A 23,109-nucleotide genomic window follows, 5' to 3' on the forward strand; every position below is an offset into this window, starting at 1 on the left:
TGCAGGTGAGGTGCGGGAGGTCCGCCGAAGATCGGCGGTACTTCATGGTAACCAAGGATGCGCGGCGGTGGAATGGCATTGGTCCAGTTTGGGGATGAGAACGGATATGTCATTTTTCAGGCTCGGTCCATCAGCCGACGCATAGTGTGGAGCGCAGACGGAGCCGCCGAGCGCGGGACCCGGACAAGAGCGCACCGCACCAATGGGAGGACCCCCTTATGACCACACGCATCGCCGTCGTCGTCGGCAACCCGAGCTCGAATTCGCGAACCCGCCAAGTGGCCGAAGACCTCGCCGCCAAGATCGCCGAGGTGACCGGATCCGAGATCGACGAAACCATCGAACTCGCCGAGGTGACCGACGAGATCTTCGAATGGAAGTCCGACCGCCTCAACACACTCACCGAACGTCTGGCCACCGCCGACTACGCCGTCATCGCCACGCCAACCTATAAGGCCAGCTACACCGGACTGCTCAAAGCCTTCCTCGACCGGTACGACGCTGGCGGTCTGCACGGACTGACCGCGATCCCGGTCTTCACCATCGGGTCCCCGGCGCACACGCTCGCGGTGGAGACGACCCTGCGTCCGCTGCTCGTCGAACTCGGCGCCAGCGTGCCGACGAAAGGTCTGGCGTTCCCGACCGCAAAATTCGATGACCGCGCAAACGTGCTCGACGAATGGGTCGACAGCCAGAAGGCGTACCTGCCGCAGAGATGAGCCTTCAGCTTGGTGAACCTGCAGCGGCTTAGTACAGGGGGCCGAGCTATTGCAGTTTCACCACGCGGGAGAGCTGGCCGGTGCCGGGAACGTGGCGCGGGTCCGCTGAACGCATCAGCGGACCCGCGCGGCTGTCTCGGCGAATGAGGTCGTCCCGATCAGGGACGGCCGCCTCGGTGGGGGTTCAGCCGATCTGCAGCTCGCCCATCGCATCCCAATCATCACCGTCGATCTGACGGGAGATGATCTTCGGGGTCGCTGCCAATGCGGAGTGCATCGGCCCGCCCGCGGCGGTCGCGGCCTGGAAATGGTCGGACTTCACATGCGCTTCGGCGGCATCGTCGTCGAAGGCTTCGACGAGGACGTACTCGTTCGGGTCATCGAGGCTGCGCGACCAGTCGAACCATTTGTTGCCCGGTTCTGCGCGGGTCGCCTCGGTGAATTCGCGGGTCAGCTCGGGCCACTGGTCAGCCATTTCGGGCTTGACGGGGAACTTCACGACGATGAAGATCATGTCTTCTTCCTTCTCTCTGTGGTTGTTCTCTCGGGTGGAGATGTGGGTGTGGCGGTGTCGGTTTCTGCTCTCAGCGACAACGTTACGAGAACTGCATTCCGCCGTCGACGAGCATGGTCTGTCCGGTGATGTAATCGGAGTCCTCGCTGGCGAGGAACGACACGAGGTTCGCGACGTCCTCGGGCACGGACACCCGGCCCATGAGGATGTCACCAGCATATTTCTTGATCGCCTCACCCTTGGCCAGCCCCTCCTCGGCGGCGAGCTTCTCATCGATGAGGTCCCACATCGCGGTGCCGACGATGCCGGGCCCGTAGGCGTTGACGGTGATGCCGTGCTTGGCCCACTCCATCGCCGCACCCTGAGTCAGCCCGCGAACGGCCCATTTCGTCGCCGAATACGGCGACAGGAGGGCGAAGGGGCGGAAGGCGACGATCGAGGCGGCGCCGATGATCTTGCCGCCGTTGCCCTGCTCGATCATCTGCTTCGCCGCGGCCTGATACGACAGGAAGACGCCGGTGAGATTGACGTCGACGATCTTCTCGAAATCCGCCTTCGAATATTCGATGAGGGGTTCGACCTGGGCGATTCCGGCGTTCGCGACGAAGACGTCGAGTTTTCCTCCCGCATCGACGGCAATCTCGACGAGGCGGCTCAGCGAATCTTCGTCCGTGACGTCGACCTCAGCGCCGGTGGCCCTCCCACCTGTGCTTTCGATCGTTGTGACGGTCTCCGCCACCCCGTCCTGCATGCTCGGCAGGTCAGCCACGATGACATGATGGCCATCGGCTCCGAGCCTCTGCGCGATGCCCTGGCCGATTCCCCGTGCGGATCCCGTCACCACTGCGACGCTGTTGTTCGTGCCCATTTCTCCTCCTTGAGTTCTCAACTGTGAGCGAGCACGATCATTCTCAGCAGAGTCGGCAGCCGGAGGACATGGTTCTTCTCATGTGGCGATAAAGCTGGGGGGGGGCAAACGTGGCCGGTTGTGGGGCGGGTGGTCGCTGTCGCGAGTGCTGTCTCCATCGGGAGTTCGGGGCTCAGGCGTGTTCGGCGACGGGGACGGTGACCGACCCGCCGCGCAGGTAGCTCGACGCCAGTCCCGCATGCTCGCGCAGGGTCGACTCGACCAACTTCGCCCGTCCCGCCATCTTCGACGAGGGGGTGCTGATCGCCATCGCCCCGACCTGCATTCCCGTGCCGTTGCGCACCGGCACGGCCGCGCAGGTCTGACGGGGCAGGAACTCCTCGTGCTCCCAGGCGATTCCGCGGGTGGCCACCTCGGCGAGGTGGGGGTCGAGGGCCTCCCGACTGATCATCGTCTGCGGGGTGAGCACCTGCATTCCGCGCGCCTCGAGGTAGTCGGTGCGCTGCGGTTCGGGCATTCCGGCCAGGAGGATCTTGCCGAAAGCGGTGGCGTGCGCCGCCTCGTGGAAACCGAAGCGCAGAGGCCGCAGCCGCGGATGCTTCTCGCAGTCGGAGCAGTAGGTGAGGATGATGTCCGAGCCGCGGTAGATCGCGAAATAGGCGGCAGTGCCCAGCGACCGGTGGAGCTGATCGGTGATCTGCCGGATCGGATGCGGGGCGACGAGGCGCTGCTGGAACGACAGTCCGAGTTCGAAGCATTTGGGACCGAGCTCGAAGCGCTTGGTGTCCTTGAGGTAGACGAGATACCCGGAATCGGCGAGCTCGTTGAGGAGCCGGTAGACGGTGGGCAGCGGGATCTCGAGGCGGGTGGCCACGGTCTTCGCGGCGGCACAGCCCGAAGCGGCGACGGCCTCCAAGACGGAGAAGGTTCGTTGGATCACGGCACTGTTGGACACACGGTCTCCTGACTGTGCGATCGCCTCGGCGATCGACTTTTTCATGTGATGAGAATGAGGATAGTCCATGGTGTCGCGGGTCACATAGGTTGCTCATGTCAGGACAGTGGCGGGCGTGCGTCGATGCCGCCTGCCGAGTGGAGCAAAGGAGCATCCGATGGCATTCCCTGCAAAATACCCATCGCTGAATGCGATGGAGATGACGGACGAGGCGAAGCAGACCCTCATCCGAGTGCTGCGCGTGGCATTCCCGCACGCAGATTTCCCCGACGGACCGTATTTGCGCACCGCGGAGAAGATCCTCATCGCCGCCGATGAGGAGACGTGGTTCAGGGTGGCCCTCATCCAAGGGCTGCTGTCGTTGGATCAGCTCTCCGACGGTGATTTCTGCGGACTCGATGATGACTCCGCGCTCAAGGTGCTGCGCCGGGTCGAATCCACCGAGTTCTTCGGCTTCGTCCGCCGCACCGCCGTGCTCAACCTCTATGACGATGTCGAGGTGTGGGAGACGCTCGGCTACGAAGGGCCGTCGTTCGACAAGGGCGGCTACATCAACCGCGGCTTCGATGATCTCGACTGGCTGCCCGAACCGCGGATCGTCTACCCCGAGGATGAGCCGCTGCCCGAGCTCGGCGACGGGGTTATGGGTGTCCGCAGCGGCAGCGCTGCCGGTGACGATTCGACCAATCAGCCGGCGCCGCAGAGCGTCGAGATGGGTGAGGTGAAGAAGTGATGACCGCTGAGAATATAGGACGCGGTGCCAGCGCCGAGGCTGGACACAGCGTGACCGGATTCAGCATCGACCCGGACGAAGAGGCCGTCGTCATCGTCGGCTCCGGCGCCGGCGGGGGAACCCTGGCCTACGAGCTCACCGCGAAGGGCATTCCCGTCGTCGTGCTCGAAGCCGGGCCGTATCTGCGCAACGAGGACTACGTCAACAACGAATGGGAAGCCTTCAACCAGATGGCCTGGCTCGATCCCAGGACGACGACCGGATCGTGGCGGATCGCCCGCGATTTCCCGAACCTGCCGGCCTGGATCGTCAAAGCTGTGGGCGGCACGACGACCCACTGGTCGGGAGCGACCCCGCGATTCAAGGCTCATGAGTTCAAGGCCCGCAGCGTCTACGGCCGCATCGACGGCGCCAACCTCCTCGACTGGCCGATCACGCTTGAGGAGATGGCCCCGTACTACGACCGGGCCGAGAAGGCGATGGGTTCGACCCACGTCCACAGCCGGAAGCCGCTGCCGGCGAACAACAACTACAAGGTCTTCGCCGGAGGGGCGAAGGAGGTCGGCTACAAGTTCTATGCGACCGGGCCGTACGCCACGAACGCCGAAGAATACGACGGCCGCCCCGCCTCCATCCAGGACGGCTTCAACTTCCAAGGCGATAAGAACAAATCCAAATGGTCGACCCTGGTCAGAGAGCTGCCGCGGGCGGCGGACACCGGGCTGCTCGATCTGCGGCCCGAGTCCCAGGCAGTGCAGATCACCCACGATGCGGGCGGTCGGGCCGACGCCGTGCTCTACCTCGACAAGGACGGGAACCTCCACCGTCAGGCCGCGAAGGTCGTGTGCGTGGCCGGCAATTCGATCGAGACGCCGAGGCTGCTCCTCCTCTCCGGCACACCGTCCTTCCCTGACGGGTTGGCGAACTCGTCCGGCCATGTGGGCCGGAACTATATGCGTCACCTGACCGGCACCGTGTGGGGCCACTTCGACAAGCCGGTGCGGATGTATCGCGGGGAGACGATGGCCGGAGTCATCGCCGACGAGTCGATCCACGATCCCGACCGCGGGTTCTCCGGAGGCTACTACATGGAGACGATCTCGCTGGGCCCGGCATTCATGGCCTCCTTCGTCGAGCCCGGCGGGTGGGGACCGGACTTCGCGGCACTGCTCGACCGGTACCTCAACACCGCGGGAATGTGGATCGTCGGCGAGGACATGCCGCAGGAGAGCAACCGGGTGACGCTGAATACGACGGTCAAAGACACGAACGGTCTGCCCGTGCCGAACGTCCACTATGACGATCACGCAAATGATCTGGCGATGCGCGAACACGCCTACGCCGCAGGGCAGAGAGTCTACGAGGCGGTCGGTGCGCAGACCTCCCACCACACTCCGCCCTATCCGTCGACGCACAACCTCGGCACCGCGCGGATGAGCGAACGCCCCGAAGACGGAGTCGTCGACAAATGGGGCCGGACCCACGACGTGAAGAACCTCTTCATCTCCGACGGATCGGTCTTCACCACCGGCGCCGCCGCGAACCCGACACTCACGATCGTGGCGCTCGCGATCCGGCAGGCCGAGTACATCGCCGAGGCGCTGCGGACTCAGGAGATATAGGGGCGGCAGGATGTCGTCGCATCGATCGGCGTCGGTTCTGTCAACGGATGGAATCGACGCCGAACTGCTGTGAGAGAGCATCGGACCAATAGGATGAAAGGGAGACGCATCAAGGAGGAGACTGCCTGTGGCACGTACCGTCTACTACACCGCGACCACGCTCGACGGGTTCATCGCCGACCCGAATGACTCGCTCGAATGGCTGCTGCGTCAGACCGAAGAACCGCCGGACGACGGGTTCATCGACGGAGTCGGAGCGATCGTCATGGGCTCGACGACGTACGAATGGGTGCTGCGCAATCTCGACGGGCCCTGGCCCTATGAGGTTCCCGCGTGGGTGATGACCCACCGGAAGCTCGGCCTGCCCGAAGCCGGGAAGGACGGGATGACACCCGACATCCGGTTCGCGAAGGGCTCGGTCTCCGACCACTACTTCGAAATGTGCACCGCCACGGGCGACCATGACCTGTGGGTGATGGGCGGCGGCGACCTCGCTGGACAGTTCGCCGACGAGGGACTCCTCGACGAGATCATCACCTGGACCGCGCCGGTGGTCCTCGGCAAGGGGCGCTCGCTCCTGCCGCGCCGCCTCGACCTCGAACTCATCGAAGTCGGACACAGCGCCCCCTTCGTCATCTCCCGCCACCGAGTCATCGGGCCCCTCCTCGAGGACAGCCCAACCGAGTGAAATCCCTCGCCGAGGTGGGGCGACGTTTCGGACGGGTCGATCTTTGGTACGGACGTTCAGGGCCGCCTCGGCGAAGTGATCGATGATCTATACGCGAGGGTGGGCCGCCTCGGCGGGGTTCATCCGGATATCGGGCACCCCTGGTGGGCGGTGGGATTCCGTGATTCGATGCAGTCATGACTGCTGCGATTGAGAACCATCGGGCCCGCCTGCGCGCGGGGGAGATCTACAACGGACTGTGGATGATGTCGACGAGTCCGGAGCTGGCGAAGGCCGGGTCGGCGGCCGGATTCGACTATGTCTGCCTCGACCTGCAGCACGGGCTGGTGCGGCCCACCGACGTGCTGCGACTGTCCGACGCTGTGCGCGCCAGCGGCGACGCACTCGTAACGGCGCGGGTCGCGGCGAACCGATTCACGGAGATCGGGGCGCTCGCCGACGCCGGAGTCGAGGCGATCATCGTTCCGCTCGTGTCCTCGGTCGACGAGGCACAGGCTGCGGTGGCCGCGCTCGACTATCCCTCGCGGGGCGGGGATCGTTCGTGGGGACCGACAGCCGAGATCATGCACGGCGCCGTGCAGGACACACGGGACGAGCGGCCTCTGCTGTTCGTCATGATCGAGAACGAGGAGGGTCTGGCCGCGGTCGAGGACATCTGCGCCGTGCCGGGAATCGACGGGGTGTACGTCGGTCCGTCCGATCTGGCGTTCGCCGTCGGCGCGCTGCCGGGGCAGCACAACGAGGCCCACGCCGAGGCGCTCGTGCGGATCCGCACGGCCGCCGATGCCGCCGGGGTGGTTCCGGGAATCCACTGCGGCGACGGCGAGGAGGCTCGGTTGCGTCGGGAACAGGGCTTCCGCTTCATCACCTCATGCGGCGACTTGGGCGCCGCGGGCCGAGCCTTCCGAGAGGACCTGGCAAACGCCCGCTCCTAGTTTCTCCAATTACTACCTGACGGCGGCTCACCAACCTCGCGCGAGGTATCTGCGCCGCCGTCAGGTAGTTCGGGGATCCGCGTTGCGCGCGACGTTGCCATGGTGCGCCAGGATGTTCTTGGGAAGTCCGAGTATCCTGGCGTTTCTCAATTCAACTCTCGAGTTTTTCCTGCCTGCACAAACTCATTGATGCAATTCCTTCAGGGTATCGAAACATGCGAAAACAATCTTGGACAGGCATCGTTGAGTCGCGAATACTGGAACGCATCACAGTTGTTCCACGTCACAAATGCAATGCCACACCTGCTCATGGACCAGAACCCAATGGAGGGATCGCCAATGACAACAGCACCACGCATCGATACCGATGCAGTTCGACCTATGGAGCCCAGCCCTGCGCCGGCAGCTCCGCCGACTGCATCTAGGCTCAAACCTGAGTCATTCACAGCGGGAATCAAAGCTGTTGTCGGGCTCGTCGGATTGTTCGCGATCTGGGAGCTAGCAGTCTTCATCTTCGACTTCCCGAAGTATCTGCTTGTCGGTCCGATTTCGGCGTTCGAAGAATTGTTCACGAACCCGGGATACTTCGCGGTCAACGCTCTCACTACCCTGCAGGAAGGTCTCGCAGGCTTTGCGCTCGGCACAGCATTGGGCGTTCTGTGTGGAGCACTCCTCTATTACGCTTCCTTCCTTCGTCCCTTCCTCTATCCGGCGCTCATCGCCATCGACACGATTCCGAAGGTCGCTCTGGCGCCGCTGTTCATCGTCTGGTTCGGCTTCGGCTTCGAGTCGAAGGCTTTCGTGGCAATGGCCATCGCATTCTTCCCGCTCGTCATCAACACATTCGACGGGCTCAACTCTGTGCCGCACGAGCTGCAGGACCTTGCACGCATCAACCGTGCCTCGAAGCTGAAGAAGATGATGAAGATCGATTTCATCTATGCGCTTCCTTCGATCTTCACGGGAGCTAAGATCTCGATCTCGCTGGCTGTCGGAGGTGCCGTGGTCGGTGAGTTCATCGCCGGGTCCAAGGGACTCGGATACGTCATTCTTCTCGCGAACTCTCAGGTCGACCTCCCCTCGATGTTCGCAGCATTCATCGTGCTTGCGGCGATCGCATTGCTTCTCTTCTTCATCATCGACCTCATCTCGAAGAAGCTGCTGCCGTGGAAGAACTACACGAAGTGAGAGGCGGAACCATGCACATCTTGAAGAAACTGCTAGTTGCGCCGCTCCTGCTGTCTGTCGTCACTCTGACAGGATGCACGCCAAAGGACGGACTCGATGACTTCAACCTCATGGTCGACGTCGCCTATCTGCCGAAGCACGCACCGTTCTTCGCAGCTGAGGCCGAGGGGTTCTTTGAAGAGGAAGGATTCGACGTCTCGCTGATGCCGGGTTCCGGCTCAACGAACACCGTGACTTCCGTCGAAACCGGGAGAGTCGACGCCGGATGGGCCGATTTCGGCGCGACCATCCTCAGCCAGGGCAAAGGAGCTCACGTTAAGCAGGTGAATCTGCTTCAGGCCCGATCAGCGTACGCGACTATCGCACTCGAGAGTTCGGGTATCAAAACCTGGGAGGACATGAAGGGCAAGACGGTGGCGACTGAGGGTGCCGGTGCCATGACGGCTATGTGGCCGCTCGCGCTCGAACGCAGTGGCCTCAAACAGGATGACGTCAACGTCGTCCACGCCACCGGCGAATCGAAGATTCCAGGTCTGCTGGCCGACCGCTGGGATGCGAACCTCGCGCTCTACGTCTCCGACGAGCCGGCGCTGATGGCGCTCGGTGAGAAGGCGAACATCCTCAAATGGTCTGACGTCGGCATCGACCTCTACGGCAATGGCATCGTGGTCTCGGATGAGGCCCTGAAGAATGATCCCGAGCGTGTTGAGCGCTTCAACCGCGCGATGCAGAAGGGCTTTCTCTGGGCCTGCGACCACCCGGATCAGACTGCAGAGGACTTCACGAAGGAAGTTCAAGGGTACGAACCGGAGACCGTGACCTATGCGCTCAAGTCGCAATGCGAGTTGAACTGGGCCACCGGAAAGTCAGACGACCAGTTCGGTGTGATGACCGACGATGGAGTTGGGCAGATGCTGAGCGTGGCCACTGACTTCCTCGGTCTCGAGAATTCGACCGACCTCACCGTCGATGACATCTATACGAACGACTACATCGACCCGATTCGCCATGACGAAGACGTTGCGGCACCCACAAAGTGAATGGAGTACGACCATGACCACTGACTATGCGATCTCAGTCAACAACGTCGGCAAGACCTACACCTCGCGAGACGGGCAGGAGAACGTCGTCCTCAAGGGACTCGACTTCCATGTCAACCCGGGGGAGTTCGTCTCGATCGTCGGCCAGTCCGGCAGCGGAAAGACCACTCTGCTCAACACGATCTCGGGTCTGCAGGAAGCCTCTGAAGGCGAAATCCTCATCCGCGGACGTGAGATCAGCGCCGCTCTCAAGGACATCGGAATGGTGTTCCAGAGCCCGGTCCTCCTGCCCTGGCGGAATAATCTCGACAATGTCCTCCTGCCCTTGGAATTTCGTGACGCCGTCACATCGGAATCCAAGGACCACGCCATGGAGCTGCTGCACATGGTCGGACTTGGAGAGAAAGCGACCCGGTACTCCTACGAGCTCAGCGGTGGGATGCAGCAACGCGTCGCCATCTGCCGCGCGTTGGTTTCACGTCCGGAAATTCTCCTCATGGATGAGCCATTCGGCGCACTCGACGCGATGACGCGTGATTCGATGAACTTCGAAATCCAGAGGATCTGGCGCCGCACGGGCTGCAGTGTCCTCTTCGTCACCCACAGCATCTCTGAAGCTGTATGGCTGGCAGATCGAGTCGTCGTTGTCGGTGATCGTCCGGGACGGATCGTCGCTGACGTCAAGGTGGACATCGAACGTCCCCGCGCGAAAGAGCACAAATTCTCAGAGAACTTCGCCAGCTACGTGGCGGAGATCGAATCCCACATCGGCGTCACCGCCGGAATCAGCTGAGCGGTCCGCCCGTCCGGCCCGACGAACACATGCCAGGGATGGCCGGCAGGGATCCTTCGGCCCAAGGCACACCGCACGAGGCGAACACGTCTCAAGGAAGATATGGAGTTGGAAACGCAATGATCAAACTGACAACCGACAAGACGCGTCTGGCAGATTCGTTCGGACTACATGCCCAGAAGAGCCTTCTGTTCTCTGCGATTCGCCTTGATTCGAGCCCTCTGGTTGCGCCGATCATCGCCGACACGACTGACGGTGAAGTGCTGCTTGTTCGCCAGCAGGAGCAGGGAAACGTCCTGTCCGCCGGGGTACCGAAGGAGCGGATGAGATTCTATGCGCCGTGGGTGACGATCGATCCCCGAATTGTTGCCGATACACCAGCCTCAGCATCACTCTCGACATTGGTTGAGGAGCTCGCAGAAGGGGATCAGGTCGGTCTCGACTCCGGTGTTGTCATGAAGCACTACTCGACGTTGTCGAAGAGCCTCGATGTCGTCGCCGACAAGCAGCCGACGACTCCGGTGGTCGCCTATGAGATCGACACCGCAGCGGTTCTTGAGCGCTTCTCTCGCTGGCGTGAGCTCGGAGCGGAGACTGCGACGCGGCTCATCGACGACGTCGAACATCTTGACGGACTGGACAAGGAGATCCAGTCGCAGACCGACACACGCTATTCGGCGCTGCAGTCGATGGCGAAGGACCGCGGTCTCGACGCCGTCATCATCGCCGCTCCGCCGAACTTCAGCGAGGTCGTCGGAACTCAGCAGAGCGAAGATCAACTGGCGGTTTGGTCAACGCAGGACGAGAAACTCTACGTTCTCGCCCCGGAGACCGCGCACGGTGTGTCCGGCACTCCTATCGGCCGCTTCGCCGGACTTGGTGCGGCAGCTGTGGCACTGGCTCATGGCAATCAGATCGGCGTTGAGGAGGAGTGGATCGCAACCGGTCTGGCACTCGAACTCGAAGCCGAAGGCGCCGTCCTCAATGAGTTGTCGACCGCTCTCGGTCACTGGCGCGATATTCGTGACCACGAAGACCTCGGGTTCCAGATCGTTGCTGCCAGGTGCAGCGTCTTCGCCATCGAAGAGGCTCTGAAATGGGCGGAGGAGTCGTTGGCGGCGGGGCTTGAGTTCACCGAGCTCGACATCTACGCGCGCTATGTGGACAAGATCGTCGAATTTCGCACGGACAACGTGATTCCTTTTGCGATCGAACCGTACTTCACCAACTTGCACTCCTCGAACAGAATGCTGTTTCCCGGACCTCCCGTCGATTTCCCGATCAACGATGACACGAAGTGCATCCAACTCGACGCCGGTGTGCGGATCACCTTTGACGGGATCACTGTGGCGACCTCCGATATGGCACGGTCGCTTCCGCGTACCGATAGCGCCAAAGAGGCCTATGAGTTCTTCTTCGACGTGGTCCGTGAGGGAATCATCGGCCAGTTGCGTCCCGGAGTCGTGTGCGAGGATGTCCATCAGGGGACATTGGACTACTTGGCGCCCCACCTCGACAGGATGATCGAGATCGGCATGCTCGGTGCAGACGTGGATTTCAACACGGAATACCGGAAGCGCAATGTCGGGCACCTCATGGGCAAGCAGGAGTCATTCGCCAACGAGCTGCGTCCCGGCTACAAGCACGTCTTGGAGGTCGGTTCCTTCGGCGCCGCGGAGATCCCGTGGCGGTACGGCAATGTGGCGATCGGCACTGAGGACCTCTGGTTCATCGGGTCGGACCGTACCTATATTCTCTCCAAGCGCTGAGGCGGGACCTCTCCACTTCGATGTGTCTCACGCAGGACGCTCAACTCCTTACAGGTTGAACGGGGCGGACATTCCCACAAGGGAGTGTCCGCCCCGTTGCGTAGATTGAAACCAGCAGAAGAGTGAGATGCAGTTACCTTATGGTCAGCAGGGAATTGAAAGCGGTCCGGTCGTTGAATCGACCGGACCGCTCTGCGTTTGTGCTGTCAGCTTGGCAGCTGATCAGCTGGGGCGGAGTTCACCTGGACTCTTGAGCTTGACCACGGCTTCGATCTCAACCGGTGAGTTCGCAGGGAGACGCGGGACTCCCAGAGCAGTGCGTGCATGACGGCCTGCGTCTCCCAGAGCATCGACAAGGAGTTTGGAGGCCCCTTCAGCGACGACGGGGTGCTTACTGAAGTCTGTCGGACTGGCCACATAGACGTTGAGTTTGGCGATGCCCTCGACATTGTCGAGGCCGAGGTTCGTCTCCAGCTGGGCAATGAGATTCACCGCGCACAGCTGAGCTGCCGCAATTCCGTCCTCTATGCTCAGATCCTCACCGACGACTCCCTGAACCGGTACTTCTCCGCCTTGTTTGGCAATCTGCCCGGACACGAAGGCCAACTGGCCGGCGACGGTCACCGTCTCGTAGCTGTAGCTGGCGGGATTGGCTTCGGGAAGGTCGAATCCGAGTTCATTGAGACGGTGGCGCACGCCGTCTGCGAAGGATTTCGCCGAGACAGCTGCGTCGGTAGCGGCCGAGGCATCGCCACGCTGTGCTGCAGAGTATCGACCATCGAGCACCCGGGCCACCGCCCAAGGATTGGCGTCCTGGAGGACCGGATGAAGAATGGCCTGCGGGACGTTCTGGTAGGCGACCGGGCGGAGGAACCTGTCGATCGCAGTTGCACCCACCGAAGTGGTCTGCGGAGCTGACGTCGCTGGAAACGGTCCACCATGGATCATCGCATGGCCGACATCGACTCCTGTCGGCCAACCGTTGACGATGATCCGTCCGACGGTGAGTTCCAGCGCGCGCACAAGCGCGTCGGCCACCTCGGTGTCCTGTTCACTCATCTGCAGTGTCGCAGTCAGCTGTCCTTCGAGCTCTGCTACGACATGCTCCAGCTCATCAGTCGAGTGATAGCGCACGACGAGGGCAGCGGAACCGAAGATCTCATTCTGCAGTTCCTTGTTCGACGCGAAGTCCTGGATCGAGGTCGTGAACACGCGGGGCCCGGGCGCGTTGAGCGTCTCCCCATCCGCCCCCTGAGCCAGAGATGAGACGCCCGGCTGTGCTGAAAGCTGGTCGACTCCACTCTGCCAGGCTGCGGCTATGGAGGGAGTGAGCATCGTTTGACCCTTCGCCGCGTTGAATTCCTCAGCAATGCGAGCCGTCAGAGCATCTCCACGGTCGCCGTTGGGAACGAAGAGAATTCCAGGGGAGGTGCACAACTGACCGGAGGAACCGGTCACTGCTCCGAAAAAGCCTTGGGCCACCTCGGCGACGTCATCGGCAATGGCGCCTGGCAGGACGAACACGGGATTGATTGAACTCATCTCGGCATAGACAGGGATCGGTGTGGGTCGAGCCGCGGTGGCGGCCGACAATGCCAGTCCGGCAGCCCTGGAACCGGTGAATCCTACGGCCGTGATTCGCCGGTCCGTGGCTAGCTGCTGCCCGACCTCGGAGCCAGCCCCATAGACGAGTGAAAAGACGCCCGGGTGAAGCCCGCTGTCGCGAACGGCACGAGTGATGGCGGCACCGACCAGTTCGTTGGTCCCGGGGTGGGCATTATGGGCCTTGACGATTACCGGGCATCCGGCAGCAAGTGCGGAAGCGGTGTCACCGCCTGCGGTTGAGAAAGCAAGGGGAAAGTTGCTCGCGCCGAAGACAGCGACGGGGCCCAGAGGAACCTTGCGCTGACGAATATCGGGGCGCGGCAGCGGTGCGCGTTCCGGGAGCGCGGGATCAATGCGCACGCCGTGGGCGTCACCGAGCCGAACGACCGATGCGAACAGGCGCAGCTGGTTGGAGGTTCTGGTGATCTCGCCATTCAGGCGCCCCGCAGGAAGTCCGGTCTCCAGAACGGCCCGGTCGACGATGCGCCGCGCGTCAGACTCGATATTGGCTGCGATTCTCTCGAGAAAGGTTGCGCGGATCTCCGGCGAAGTGCCGCGGTACGAAGGGAACGCATCGTGGGCCTCGGCGATGGCTGCGGATACCTGCTCCTCGGTGAGCAGCGTGTATTCGGGATCTAAGGTCTCACCTGTCGCCGGATTGATTGCACGGCTGGTCTCCCCCTGTCCTGGCGTCTTCGTGCCGGCCACAATTGATGTGCCGGAAAGTGATGTGTCGACGTCCGAGTCGGTCGTCGCGGTAGTGAACTGCGTCGTCATAAGTGACCTCTATTCCTGATAGCGATGTCGGCGCCGACCGGCTCAAGCCGATCGGCGCCGATCTGTGGGTGTGGCTGTCTCAGCCGCGGATTCGTGGCGGACTGAACGTTCAGGCGACCGCGGACGCGGTGCGGTCGAGTCGGATGCCGGCAGCGGACATAACTTGTTCGAGATCCTGCAGGTCTGCCTCGGTGAGGTTCTGCAAGGGTGGCCGGACCGGCCCGCAGTCGCGGCCGATGACTTTGAGGCCGCCCTTGACGATGGAGACGCCGTAGCCGGCCACTCGTTCGCGGATCTTCGAGTAGGGCAGGACGAAGGAGTTGAGCTTCTCTGTCACGGCGGCGCGGTCCTGTTTGCGCACCGCATCGTAGAAGTCGAGGGCGAATTCGGGTGCGAAGTTGAACATGGCGGATGAGTAGGTGCTCATTCCGAGCTGCAGCAATGGCAGTGCATAGACTTCGGCGGTCGGAAGTCCGCCGAGGTAGAAGAGGCGGTCGCCGGTGCGGGCGTAGACCTTCGTCAGCTGCTCGATGTCGCCGAGGGCGTCCTTGAAGCCGATGAAATTCTCATGGGTGTCGGCGAGGCGTTCAACGGTCTCGGGCGAGTAGATCGCATTTGCCCGGTTGTAGACGATGACGCCGATCTTGGTTGCTTTGCAGATGGCGGATACGTGCTCGAAGAGGCCGTCTTGGCTGCATTCAGTGAGGTAGGGAGGAAGGGCCAGAAGGCCCTCTGCTCCGGCTTCCTCGGCGTCGATCGCATTCTGCACGGCGTGTGCAGTGGCACCCCCTGCCGAAGCAAGGACCGGCACTTCAGTACGTGAGTTTGAAACTGCCAAGCCCACGACCTGTTTCGCTTCCGGGGGAGTGAGGCTGAATCCCTCGCCGGTTCCGCCAGCGGCGAAGAGTCCTGCGACGTCGAAGCTCGACTGCCAGGTGATGTGGTCGGAATAGGCGTCGGCGTCGAGGGACAGGTCTGCGTTGAATGCTGTCGCGGGGAAGGAGAGGAGTCCGTCCTTGAGGTGGTCGGCGAGTTCTTGAGGTTGGTAATTGGCCACGGAATGACGTCCTTGTTAGTCGGGATAGTGATCCCACTGTAAGAACGAGGAATAATTCCTGTCCAAGATTATTTATATATGCATTGATGCCCAGAAGGTATTATCTTAATTCTCTGCGAATCAATGCGAGGACTTCCTTGAGTGCCGGGTTGCGGGACTCCGGATTCCAGATCGCATGAAGTTCGACGACATCGCGTGGAGCGTCGTAGAGCGGCACATATGTGACACCGTCGACGCCGAGGCGAGCAGCTGATTCCGAGACGACGGCGATGCCGCGACCAGCAGCGACGAGATTGACGATGGTCAGGATCTGGCTCAGCGAATGAGCCACCTCATTGGCTTCGACATCGATGTAGCGAACGGTGAGATCGTAGAAGTATCGAGCCCTCGTGGCATCGTGCATGAGCAGTCGCTGACCGGAGATCTCCTTTGTGTCCACAGAGTCACGTGCGGCGAACGCATGGTCCGAAGGGACTGCCAGTACGAGCTGCTCAGACAGGACCAGGGTCGCGTCGATGGTTTCGGGAATGCGGCCCACTCGCCCCAGGCCGATGTCGATCTTGCCCTCAGACAAGGCCTTGATCTGTTCTGCCGTAACCATCTCGGCGATCTCGACGCTTATGCCCGGCAGCTGTTCTGCCAGGGTCGAGACCAGACTGCCGAGGACGCCGAACGTCGAGACCGCAGTGCACCCGATGGTGATCTGACCCCAGGAGCCCTCGGCGATCTTCTGTGCTCGCCGCGGCGCACGCTCGACGGAGGCGAGCAGACCGTATGCCTCAGCGAGGAAGGCCTCACCTGCCGGCGTAAGTGTGACGGTGCGATTGTTGCGTTCGAAGAGGTGGACACCGATCGATTTCTCCAGCTTCTGGATCTGCCGGCTCAACGGTGGCTGGGTCATATTCAGCTCTTCAGCGGCGCGTCCGAAGTGAAGGTTTTCGGCCACCGCGATGAAGCCGGTGATCTGTGCCAAGGTGAACTGCATCGCTCGCTCGTTTTCTTTCGTGGGCCACGGCCTGTGCTGTTCAGCAGTGTATCGGGCGTGCGGCACCTCGCTTTCAGTTGTCGGCAACTCCCTCCGCGCTACCCGACGGCGGCCCAGATACCTCGCGCGAGGTATCTGGGCCGCCGTCACGTAGTTCTGGGCGGGGCACGTTGAGTCCATCGCGACTAAGCTGGCAAACATGACCGATGCGGACAAGCAAGCCGGGCGTCAGAACCAACTTCTGGTGCTCGGGAAGATTTCTGCGATCCTCGACGCCTTCTCGCTGCGTGCTCCGGAACGGACGCTCACTGATATCCGCGACGCGACTGGCTTGCCGGCATCGACCGTCCAACGACTTGTCGCCAACCTCGTCGAGCAGGGGTTCCTCGAGAAGACCGAGGACAAGTACCGGATCGGCATGCGGATGGCCTTCTGGGCGGCCCCGGCCACGACTGGGCGGGATGAACACGATGTCGTCATCCCGGTGCTCAGGGAGCTGCGGGATCTTACTGGGGAATCGGCTGTGCTGTTCCGGCGGGAGGGCGACTACCGAGTGTGCATCGGCCTGGCCGAGACCCGGCATGCGCTGCGCCGGGAGCTGCATGTTGGGAAGATGATGCCCTTGCATGTCGGCTCGGCCTCACGGGTCCTGCTCGCATGGGATCCTGAAGCGATGGAGCAGCTGCTCGATGCCACGCTCGACTCGCTCACGGATGCGACGATCACCTCGCCGGACGAATTGCGTCAAGTGGTCGCGCAGACGAAAGCTGACGGGTTCGCCATCACCATTGGCGAACGCGAATCGGGCGCATCGGGACTCTCGGCGCCGGTCTTCGATGCCAGAGCGAGGATCACCTCGGCGGTCTCCATCAACGGTCCTGTCTTTCGGATGCCCCGCGAGGTCTGCGAGGAATGGATCGAACCTGTCGTCGACGCGGCCGAACGGATCACTCGGCTCCTCGGCGGACGCTTCCCCGGCGAGGCCGCGGAATCCTGATCGTCGGCCGCGGATATTCCGCAGTCCGAATGCACCGGTTCGTCTACGACCTCTATTGGCCAATCCTTCGCAATCAGGTCGTAGGGATCACCCAGGGAAAGGCCTCCGCCTTGGAGCGGGCGCCCTGTGCAGCCTTTGATCGCGGTTCTTCACCGAGTTCAGTGGTGATCGATTCCGAAAGCTCGACGAGGTCGGCGAACGTCCCCGGCGTCAGCCATTCAGGACGAGTGGCGAAGAGCAAGTCCTCGCTCGAAGTATTGCCGCTGGCACCCGGAGCAAACGGGCATCCGCCGAGTCCGCCGAGAGCTCCATCGAGGACTGCGGCACCGGCAGAAGCGGCCACGAGACTGTTGGCGACTCCCAAACCCCATGTGTCGTGGCCGTGGAAGACGACCCGGCGGTCTCTGTTCGTCTCGGCTGCGGCAGCGATGAGCGACGACACCTGGGCCGGCACGGCCTGACCCAGTGTGTCGCAGATGACGATGTCGTCGGCGTCGATCGCGCGCGGATCGCGGGCAATGGCCAGTACCCGTTGCGGGTCGACTTCGCCGTCGAACGGGCAGGTGAACGACGTCGCCAGGCACAGTTGGATGCGTCCGCCCGCGGACCTGACGATGTCGAAGCTCTCGGGGAAGGCAGACATGCTGGTCTCCGTGTCGCGGCCGATGTTTGCCTTGTTGTGAGCGTCGGACACGGACAGACAGTACTGGATGTTGGTGATGCCGGCGTCGACGGCCCGTCGGACCTGACCGGGAGTGGCCACCCAGATCCAGCAGTGGGCGAGTTCGTCCTCGGTGAGCGCCTCGACGACTTCGAGCGTGTTGGCCATCGGCGGTACGAGGTCGGGGCGGGCCATGGAACCGAGCTCGATCTCCTCGACGCCGGCGGAGATGAGAGCTCTGACGGCGGCAACCTTGCGTTCGGTGCTCAGCAGCTTTCCCGTGAGCTGGAGCCCGTCGCGCAATGTGACGTCGCGGAGGATGGGAGTTGTGGAAGCGGCGGTCAAGGGAACTCCTTCAGTCCTTCTTCGTGGCCATGCGGATGTCGGCGGTGCTCATTCCAAGGCGGTCGCCGAGGATCTCCTCAGTGTGCGCGCCGAGGTCGGGCCCGAGCGTACGGATCGGCAGAGACCTCTCGCCGATCACAGGGACGATTCCAGGGAATCCCACCTCGGTGAGCGTCTCCTCGCCGGTCGACACCTCGCGGTACTGAATCATGTCGCGCGCGATAAATTGGGGCTCGTTGACGATGTCCGCGGCTGTGTGGATGGCTCCGGCCGGGACGCCGGCGGCATCGAGAGTGTTGAGTGCTTCGGACACGGTGCGGGTGAGGGTCCACGCTCCGATTGCGGCGTCGAGGTCGTCCCGGCGGTTCCACCGTCCAGCGTTGGTCTGAAGGTCGGGGTCCTCGGCGAGATCCGGCCGGTCGATGGCTTCCATATACCGTTTGAAGATTCCGTCTCCATTGCCCGCGACGACGATGGAGCCGCCGTCGCCGCACAGATAAGCGTTCGATGGGGCGATGCCCTCCATCCGTCCGCCGGTGCGCTCGCGTTCAGTTCCATAGGCGCTGTAGTCAGGGACGAGGGATTCGAGCATGGAGAACATCGCCTCGTGCAATGCGACGTCGACCATCCGGTTGGGTGCGGCTGAGCGGCTGGCGGGTTCCGCATCGGACGTCTGGTCCGGTCCAGTGGTGGCGTGGTGTTGTGCATCGCGGAGTGCGAGGCGTTGGAATAGGGAAATGGCGGTGCCGAAAGCGGCGTAGAGTCCGGCGATGGAGTCGCCGATTGAGACTCCGACCCGGACCGGAGCGCGGTCGGGGTCGCCGACGAGGTTGCGGAATCCGCTGAAGGCCTCGGCGACGGCGGCGAAGCCCGGGCGCTCGGCGAGCGGACCGGTCTGTCCGAAGGCAGAAATGCGCGTGATGATGATGTCCGGATTGATCGCGTGCAGGACGTCAGGTCCGATCCCCCAACGCTCAAGCGTGCCCGGACGGAAGTTCTCGAGAAGGACATCGGAGTCGCGGACGAGATCGAGGATCGCCTGGCGGCCGATTTCCGAGCGAAGGTCAAGTTCCACGGACTTCTTGTTGCGATTTATCGTCCGGTAGAGCATGGACACACTGCCCTTCTGCAGCCGCCAATTGCGCAGTTCGTCCCCGGTGTGCGGGCGCTCGATCTTGATCACTTCGGCGCCGAAGTCCGCGAGGAGGCGCCCAGTGGTGGGAGCGGCAATGTAGTTGCCGAGTTCGATGACACGCACACCTTCCAGGGGAAGTGGCGCCTCGGATTGTGAAGTGGTCGTCAGGAGCGTGGGCATGTCCCCGGGAGTGGGTGCGGCAGCAGTCAAGGGGGGATCCTTTCGGTGGTTCAGATGAACAGGCTCAGGGCCAGGACGCAGATGAGGGCGACGACGGAAGCGATGGAGAGTGAGACGGTAACGGTCTTCAGGGCTCCGCGGACTGTCTGGCCGAGGAGGGTCTGCAGCAGCCAGAAGGTATTCGAGGTGACGTGGATGATGAACAGTGAACCGGCGCCGGCAGCGAGGGCGATGAGCACAGGGTCGAGTCCGATGCTCGGTGCCACGGGAGCGAGGAGCCCGGCGGCGGTGATCGCCGAGAGAGTGACGGAGCCGACGGCCACGTGGAGGATTGCGGCGATGCCCCAGACGACGAGGAGAGGAGCCACGGTACTCGCAGAGAAGACCTCTCCGAGAATGTCGCCCATGCCGGCTTCGGTGACCACAGCGGCCAGGGAGCCGCCGACGCCGGTGAGGAGAAGGATTTGGCCGCTCTCCCGGAAGCCGCTGGTGACGGCATCTTCGATGCCTTCGCGTCCGATGCAGAAGTGCGCAACGACCATAGTTCCGAGGAGCCCGATGAGCAGAGCGATGTTGGGTTCGCCGAAGAAGAGGACCCAACCGGGCGTGAATCCGGCGATGTCGGCCACCGCGCCACCGGCGATGAAGAACAGGGCCAGCAGCAACGGACCGAAGAGCAGCCACAGTGGTGGTTGATGGGTTGACGTCGACTCGGCCGTCGCGGTCATGACGGCACCGCCTTCATCGGCGGGACGGGAAGGGTCATCAGGCTGTGACGATGTCCTGGCGGCACCTGATGATGCACCAGCCGAAGAGCGGGCTCCTGCGGTGGACGTCCCAGCCGCAGAACCGGCGGTTGAGGTCGCCTCCGCCAGTTCCTTCTCGACTTCTTGTTCGTCTCGTTCCTCCTTCCACCAGCCCCGGCGGAAGAGGAATGAGGTGATGAAGATGGTGAGGAGGACGGTGGGCACGACGACGAGCAGACCGAAGACGAGCATCTTGCCCAGGGGGACGCCGAGGAGTCCGGCGAGGGCGAGTGCGCCGACGCCGGGGACGGTGAAGACGATGCCGCACTCTAGACCGACGGCCATTGCGACGGCCATCTTCGGAGTTCCGAAGCGACCGATCCTGTGTCCGACGCGTTTGGCCAACGGTGCAGTGATGACGAGAAGGACATCGACGAAGATCGACTGCAACACAGTTCCGACCGCAGTCCCCAGCGCATAGGGGATGCCGCGGGAGCCGAAAATGCGGAGCAGCCCATCGACGAGGCGGGAAATCGCTCCGGTGGCGTTGAGGATCGATCCCATCAGGATGCCGAAGGCGATGAGAAGTCCGAGGTCGACCATGATGTCGCCGAAACCCTTGGTGATCGTCTCGACGGTCTTCTCCACTCCCATCCTTGTGATGAGGCCGAGGTAGAGCGAACCGATGACGAGGGAAATGACTGGATTGACCTTGAAGCGCACGATCAATACAACAGTGGCGACAACCGCGATGGCTGTATTGACGATGATGGCGACGTCGGACATCAACACTCCTATGTGTGTGTGCGTGAGTCATTGCTGACTCACGATATGAGTTCAAACTCACAATGTCAATATTGCGGGAGACCGCTGGAGCGTCGATCCATTAGAGGAGACCCCGGGTCGCCATGCAGTACTTGGTCCCCGGCTGGACCTTCGACGCCAAGAAGCCCTGCCTAGTGAGGTAATTACTACCCGACGGCGGCCCAGCAACCTCGCGCGAGGTAGCTGGGCCGCCGTCACGTAGTAATTAGAGGGAGACTATTGTGCGGAGGGCTTTGGTCGGGGACGCGAACTCCTGCGGCAGGTCCCTCAAGGGGATCGGGCCGCCGAGGATGTCCTGCCACGGCAGAGCGGCGCCGTCGGCTGCTAAGAAGTCCACGGCCTCGGCCAGGTGGTGAGGTTCGAAATTGTGGACTCCGGTGATCGTGCGCCATCCGCGCACCATCTGCTCGGGATCGATCGACACCTGCGGCCCCGGCGTCACGCTGCCGGCGAGGACCACAACGCCCCCGACACCCAACGGCGAAATGCAGGAGCGCACCCCTGACTCGGCACCCGAGAGCTCGAGAGCGACCTCGACATCAGCGATCTCCTCACCTGGTTCAACGGACCGCGTCGCCCCCGCCCGGTCGGCCAGAGAGCGGCGGTCCGGGTGCGGATCGGCGGCGACGACCTCGGCCGCACCGCGGGCCAGAGCGGCTCCGACCGCGGTCAACCCGAGCATCCCGATGCCATTGACGAACACCCGTCGTCCCCGCAGGTCACCGGCTGCTTCACACATCGCCATCACGGTGGCCACGGCGCATCCCGCGGTCGCCGCCACCCCATCGGGCAGCGAGTCCGGCACCGGGACCACAGCCACCCCGGCAGGCAGGTGGATATGGCTGGCGTAGGTGCCCGACAGCGCCCAATCCGACTCGGCCGATTCGTGGCCGACCTTGCGCACCGAGCTGCATTTCGCGCTCAGCCCGCGTCGACAGTTCCGGCACTGATCGCACACCGAGGTGACCGAGAAGACCACGCGAGTGCCGACGGGCACATCCCCGCGCGTCTCCTCGACGATGCCGACACCTTCGTGACCGAGCACCGAGGGGCACGCCCCCGGACGACGTCCGCTGACGGTGTGCCGGTCGGACCCGCACACCGTCGCCGCGGTCAGCCGGATGAGGCTCTCGCCCGGTGCCAGCTGCGGTCGGTCGAACGTGCGGAGCTCGAATTCCGAGCCTCCCGTCCACACCTGGGCAAACGGCTGAGCGGTCGCGCGGCCACGACCGGCCGCCTCGGTGCCGGTCATCGTCGAATCGGGGACGGTCGATTTCACTTCGCGACCACCGCAGCTTCCTGCTCGGCGAGGACCGCGGGCAGATCCGCCACGGAATCGAGGACGAGGTGCGCGCCCTCGGCCGCGAAATCCTCTCGACTCAGGTGCCCGGTGAGAACGCCCACCGCCGTGACCTCGGCGTTGAGTGCCGATTCAATATCCGCCGAGGTGTCGCCGACGCTGACGACGGCAGCGCGGTCGGTGACTCCGACCGTGTCCATGACCTTGTTGATCAGGTCCGGCGCCGGACGTCCGGCGGGCACCTCGTCGCCGGTGACCGCGACGTCGAAGGTCTCACCCGGCGCCCAGCCCATGGTGGAGAAGATGAGGGCGGCGATCTCGCGGGAGAATCCGGTGGTCAGGCCCACCTTGATCCCGCGTTCCCGCAGGGTCGACAGGGCCTCCTCGATCCCGGGCAGCGGACGCGGAGGATTCTTGGTGTAGGTCTCGCGCAGTTCGGCACGGAACCACTGCCAAGCCCGCTCGTGAACCTCCTCGGTGACCTCGATTCCGCCGAGGCGGAGCAGATTCTCGATCGCCCAGTGCTTCTCCGTGCCCATCCACTTCTGGAAGACCTCATCGGAGTAGTCTGCGCCCTCTCGTTCGGTGGCCTCGCGCAGCACGCGGTAGACCTCGTCCCGTTCGTCGATGGTGGTTCCGGCCATGTCGAAGACGGCAAGTTCAGTCATGTCG

At 63.0% G+C, this 23,109-nt stretch carries 21 protein-coding genes; 10 read left to right on the forward strand and 11 right to left on the reverse strand.

Annotated elements, in window-relative coordinates; all coding sequences use genetic code 11:
- The first annotated feature begins 218 nt into the window (after positions 1-218).
- On the forward strand, positions 219-719 hold the full coding sequence (locus KTJ89_RS14300) for an NADPH-dependent FMN reductase (protein ID WP_259358188.1): 501 nt from the start codon (positions 219-221) through the stop codon (positions 717-719).
- 184 nt (positions 720-903) lie between these two features.
- Here the strand turns inward: KTJ89_RS14300 and KTJ89_RS14305 are convergent, their stop codons facing one another.
- The 3 genes from KTJ89_RS14305 to KTJ89_RS14315 all read right to left on the reverse strand — a co-directional run bounded on the left by KTJ89_RS14305 (position 904) and on the right by KTJ89_RS14315 (position 3,101).
- Positions 904-1,233 carry a putative quinol monooxygenase gene (locus tag KTJ89_RS14305; protein WP_259358189.1) on the reverse strand — a complete coding sequence of 110 codons (330 nt, stop codon included), beginning with the start codon at positions 1,231-1,233 and terminating at the stop codon, positions 904-906.
- Positions 1,234-1,315: 82 nt separating this feature from the next.
- Positions 1,316-2,101 (reverse strand): SDR family oxidoreductase, encoded by a 786-nt coding sequence (locus tag KTJ89_RS14310; protein WP_259358190.1) that lies wholly within the window; start codon positions 2,099-2,101, stop codon positions 1,316-1,318.
- 172 nt (positions 2,102-2,273) lie between these two features.
- A complete protein-coding gene (locus KTJ89_RS14315; protein WP_172172749.1) occupies positions 2,274-3,101 on the reverse strand; it encodes an IclR family transcriptional regulator in 828 nt (275 codons plus the stop codon).
- A 112-nt stretch (positions 3,102-3,213) separates the two neighbouring features.
- Between KTJ89_RS14315 and KTJ89_RS14320 the strand changes: the two genes are divergently transcribed.
- The 8 genes from KTJ89_RS14320 to KTJ89_RS14355 all read left to right on the forward strand — a co-directional run bounded on the left by KTJ89_RS14320 (position 3,214) and on the right by KTJ89_RS14355 (position 11,824).
- Positions 3,214-3,789 (forward strand): hypothetical protein, encoded by a 576-nt coding sequence (locus KTJ89_RS14320; RefSeq protein ID WP_181271058.1) that lies wholly within the window; start codon positions 3,214-3,216, stop codon positions 3,787-3,789.
- Positions 3,789-5,411, forward strand: a complete 1,623-nt coding sequence (locus KTJ89_RS14325) for a GMC family oxidoreductase (RefSeq protein ID WP_259358191.1) — start codon at positions 3,789-3,791, stop codon at positions 5,409-5,411. Before KTJ89_RS14320 ends, KTJ89_RS14325 begins: the two co-directional genes overlap by 1 nt.
- A 127-nt stretch (positions 5,412-5,538) precedes the next feature.
- Positions 5,539-6,099 carry a dihydrofolate reductase family protein gene (locus KTJ89_RS14330; protein ID WP_259358192.1) on the forward strand — a complete coding sequence of 187 codons (561 nt, stop codon included), beginning with the start codon at positions 5,539-5,541 and terminating at the stop codon, positions 6,097-6,099.
- Positions 6,100-6,275: 176 nt separating this feature from the next.
- On the forward strand, positions 6,276-7,034 hold the full coding sequence (locus tag KTJ89_RS14335; protein WP_180345555.1) for an HpcH/HpaI aldolase family protein: 759 nt from the start codon (positions 6,276-6,278) through the stop codon (positions 7,032-7,034).
- 339 nt (positions 7,035-7,373) lie between these two features.
- A complete protein-coding gene (locus tag KTJ89_RS14340) occupies positions 7,374-8,222 on the forward strand; it encodes an ABC transporter permease (RefSeq protein ID WP_259358193.1) in 849 nt (282 codons plus the stop codon).
- Positions 8,223-8,233: 11 nt separating this feature from the next.
- Complete coding sequence (locus KTJ89_RS14345) at positions 8,234-9,262, forward strand: ABC transporter substrate-binding protein (protein WP_172172741.1); 1,029 nt, start codon at positions 8,234-8,236, stop codon at positions 9,260-9,262.
- A gap of 13 nt (positions 9,263-9,275) precedes the next feature.
- Positions 9,276-10,055, forward strand: coding sequence for an ABC transporter ATP-binding protein (locus KTJ89_RS14350; protein ID WP_139467842.1), 780 nt, complete (start codon positions 9,276-9,278; stop codon positions 10,053-10,055).
- A gap of 119 nt (positions 10,056-10,174) precedes the next feature.
- Positions 10,175-11,824, forward strand: coding sequence for a M24 family metallopeptidase (locus KTJ89_RS14355; protein WP_259358194.1), 1,650 nt, complete (start codon positions 10,175-10,177; stop codon positions 11,822-11,824).
- Positions 11,825-12,046: 222 nt separating this feature from the next.
- Here the strand turns inward: KTJ89_RS14355 and KTJ89_RS14365 are convergent, their stop codons facing one another.
- The 3 genes from KTJ89_RS14365 to KTJ89_RS14375 all read right to left on the reverse strand — a co-directional run bounded on the left by KTJ89_RS14365 (position 12,047) and on the right by KTJ89_RS14375 (position 16,248).
- The gene (locus KTJ89_RS14365) at positions 12,047-14,206 is read right to left on the reverse strand and encodes an aldehyde dehydrogenase family protein (protein ID WP_310650302.1); all 2,160 of its coding nucleotides are present in this window, start codon (positions 14,204-14,206) and stop codon (positions 12,047-12,049) included.
- A 109-nt stretch (positions 14,207-14,315) separates the two neighbouring features.
- Complete coding sequence (kdgD, locus tag KTJ89_RS14370) at positions 14,316-15,263, reverse strand: 5-dehydro-4-deoxyglucarate dehydratase (RefSeq protein ID WP_139467845.1); 948 nt, start codon at positions 15,261-15,263, stop codon at positions 14,316-14,318.
- A gap of 100 nt (positions 15,264-15,363) precedes the next feature.
- Complete coding sequence (locus KTJ89_RS14375; RefSeq protein ID WP_172172735.1) at positions 15,364-16,248, reverse strand: LysR family transcriptional regulator; 885 nt, start codon at positions 16,246-16,248, stop codon at positions 15,364-15,366.
- A gap of 199 nt (positions 16,249-16,447) precedes the next feature.
- On the opposite strand from KTJ89_RS14375, the gene KTJ89_RS14380 reads away from it, so the two are divergent.
- Complete coding sequence (locus tag KTJ89_RS14380) at positions 16,448-17,245, forward strand: IclR family transcriptional regulator (protein ID WP_172172733.1); 798 nt, start codon at positions 16,448-16,450, stop codon at positions 17,243-17,245.
- A 73-nt stretch (positions 17,246-17,318) separates the two neighbouring features.
- Here the strand turns inward: KTJ89_RS14380 and KTJ89_RS14385 are convergent, their stop codons facing one another.
- From KTJ89_RS14385 to KTJ89_RS14405, 5 genes are all read right to left on the reverse strand, one after another.
- Complete coding sequence (locus tag KTJ89_RS14385) at positions 17,319-18,251, reverse strand: hydroxymethylglutaryl-CoA lyase-like TIM-barrel protein (RefSeq protein WP_259358195.1); 933 nt, start codon at positions 18,249-18,251, stop codon at positions 17,319-17,321.
- 10 nt (positions 18,252-18,261) lie between these two features.
- Positions 18,262-19,566: a CaiB/BaiF CoA transferase family protein gene (locus KTJ89_RS14390; RefSeq protein WP_259358356.1), complete on the reverse strand. Its 1,305-nt coding sequence runs from the start codon at positions 19,564-19,566 to the stop codon at positions 18,262-18,264.
- A gap of 50 nt (positions 19,567-19,616) precedes the next feature.
- Positions 19,617-21,098 carry a GntP family permease gene (locus tag KTJ89_RS14395; protein WP_172172731.1) on the reverse strand — a complete coding sequence of 494 codons (1,482 nt, stop codon included), beginning with the start codon at positions 21,096-21,098 and terminating at the stop codon, positions 19,617-19,619.
- A gap of 244 nt (positions 21,099-21,342) precedes the next feature.
- On the reverse strand, positions 21,343-22,416 hold the full coding sequence (locus KTJ89_RS14400) for an alcohol dehydrogenase catalytic domain-containing protein (RefSeq protein ID WP_259358196.1): 1,074 nt from the start codon (positions 22,414-22,416) through the stop codon (positions 21,343-21,345).
- Positions 22,413-23,105, reverse strand: a complete 693-nt coding sequence (locus tag KTJ89_RS14405) for a phosphonatase-like hydrolase (protein WP_139469539.1) — start codon at positions 23,103-23,105, stop codon at positions 22,413-22,415. The genes KTJ89_RS14400 and KTJ89_RS14405 overlap by 4 nt, the downstream gene beginning before the upstream one ends.
- Positions 23,106-23,109 lie beyond the last annotated feature (4 nt).

It is taken from the genome of Brevibacterium sediminis (assembly GCF_024895295.1).
GTDB classification, from domain to species: Bacteria; Actinomycetota; Actinomycetes; order Actinomycetales; family Brevibacteriaceae; genus Brevibacterium; species Brevibacterium sediminis.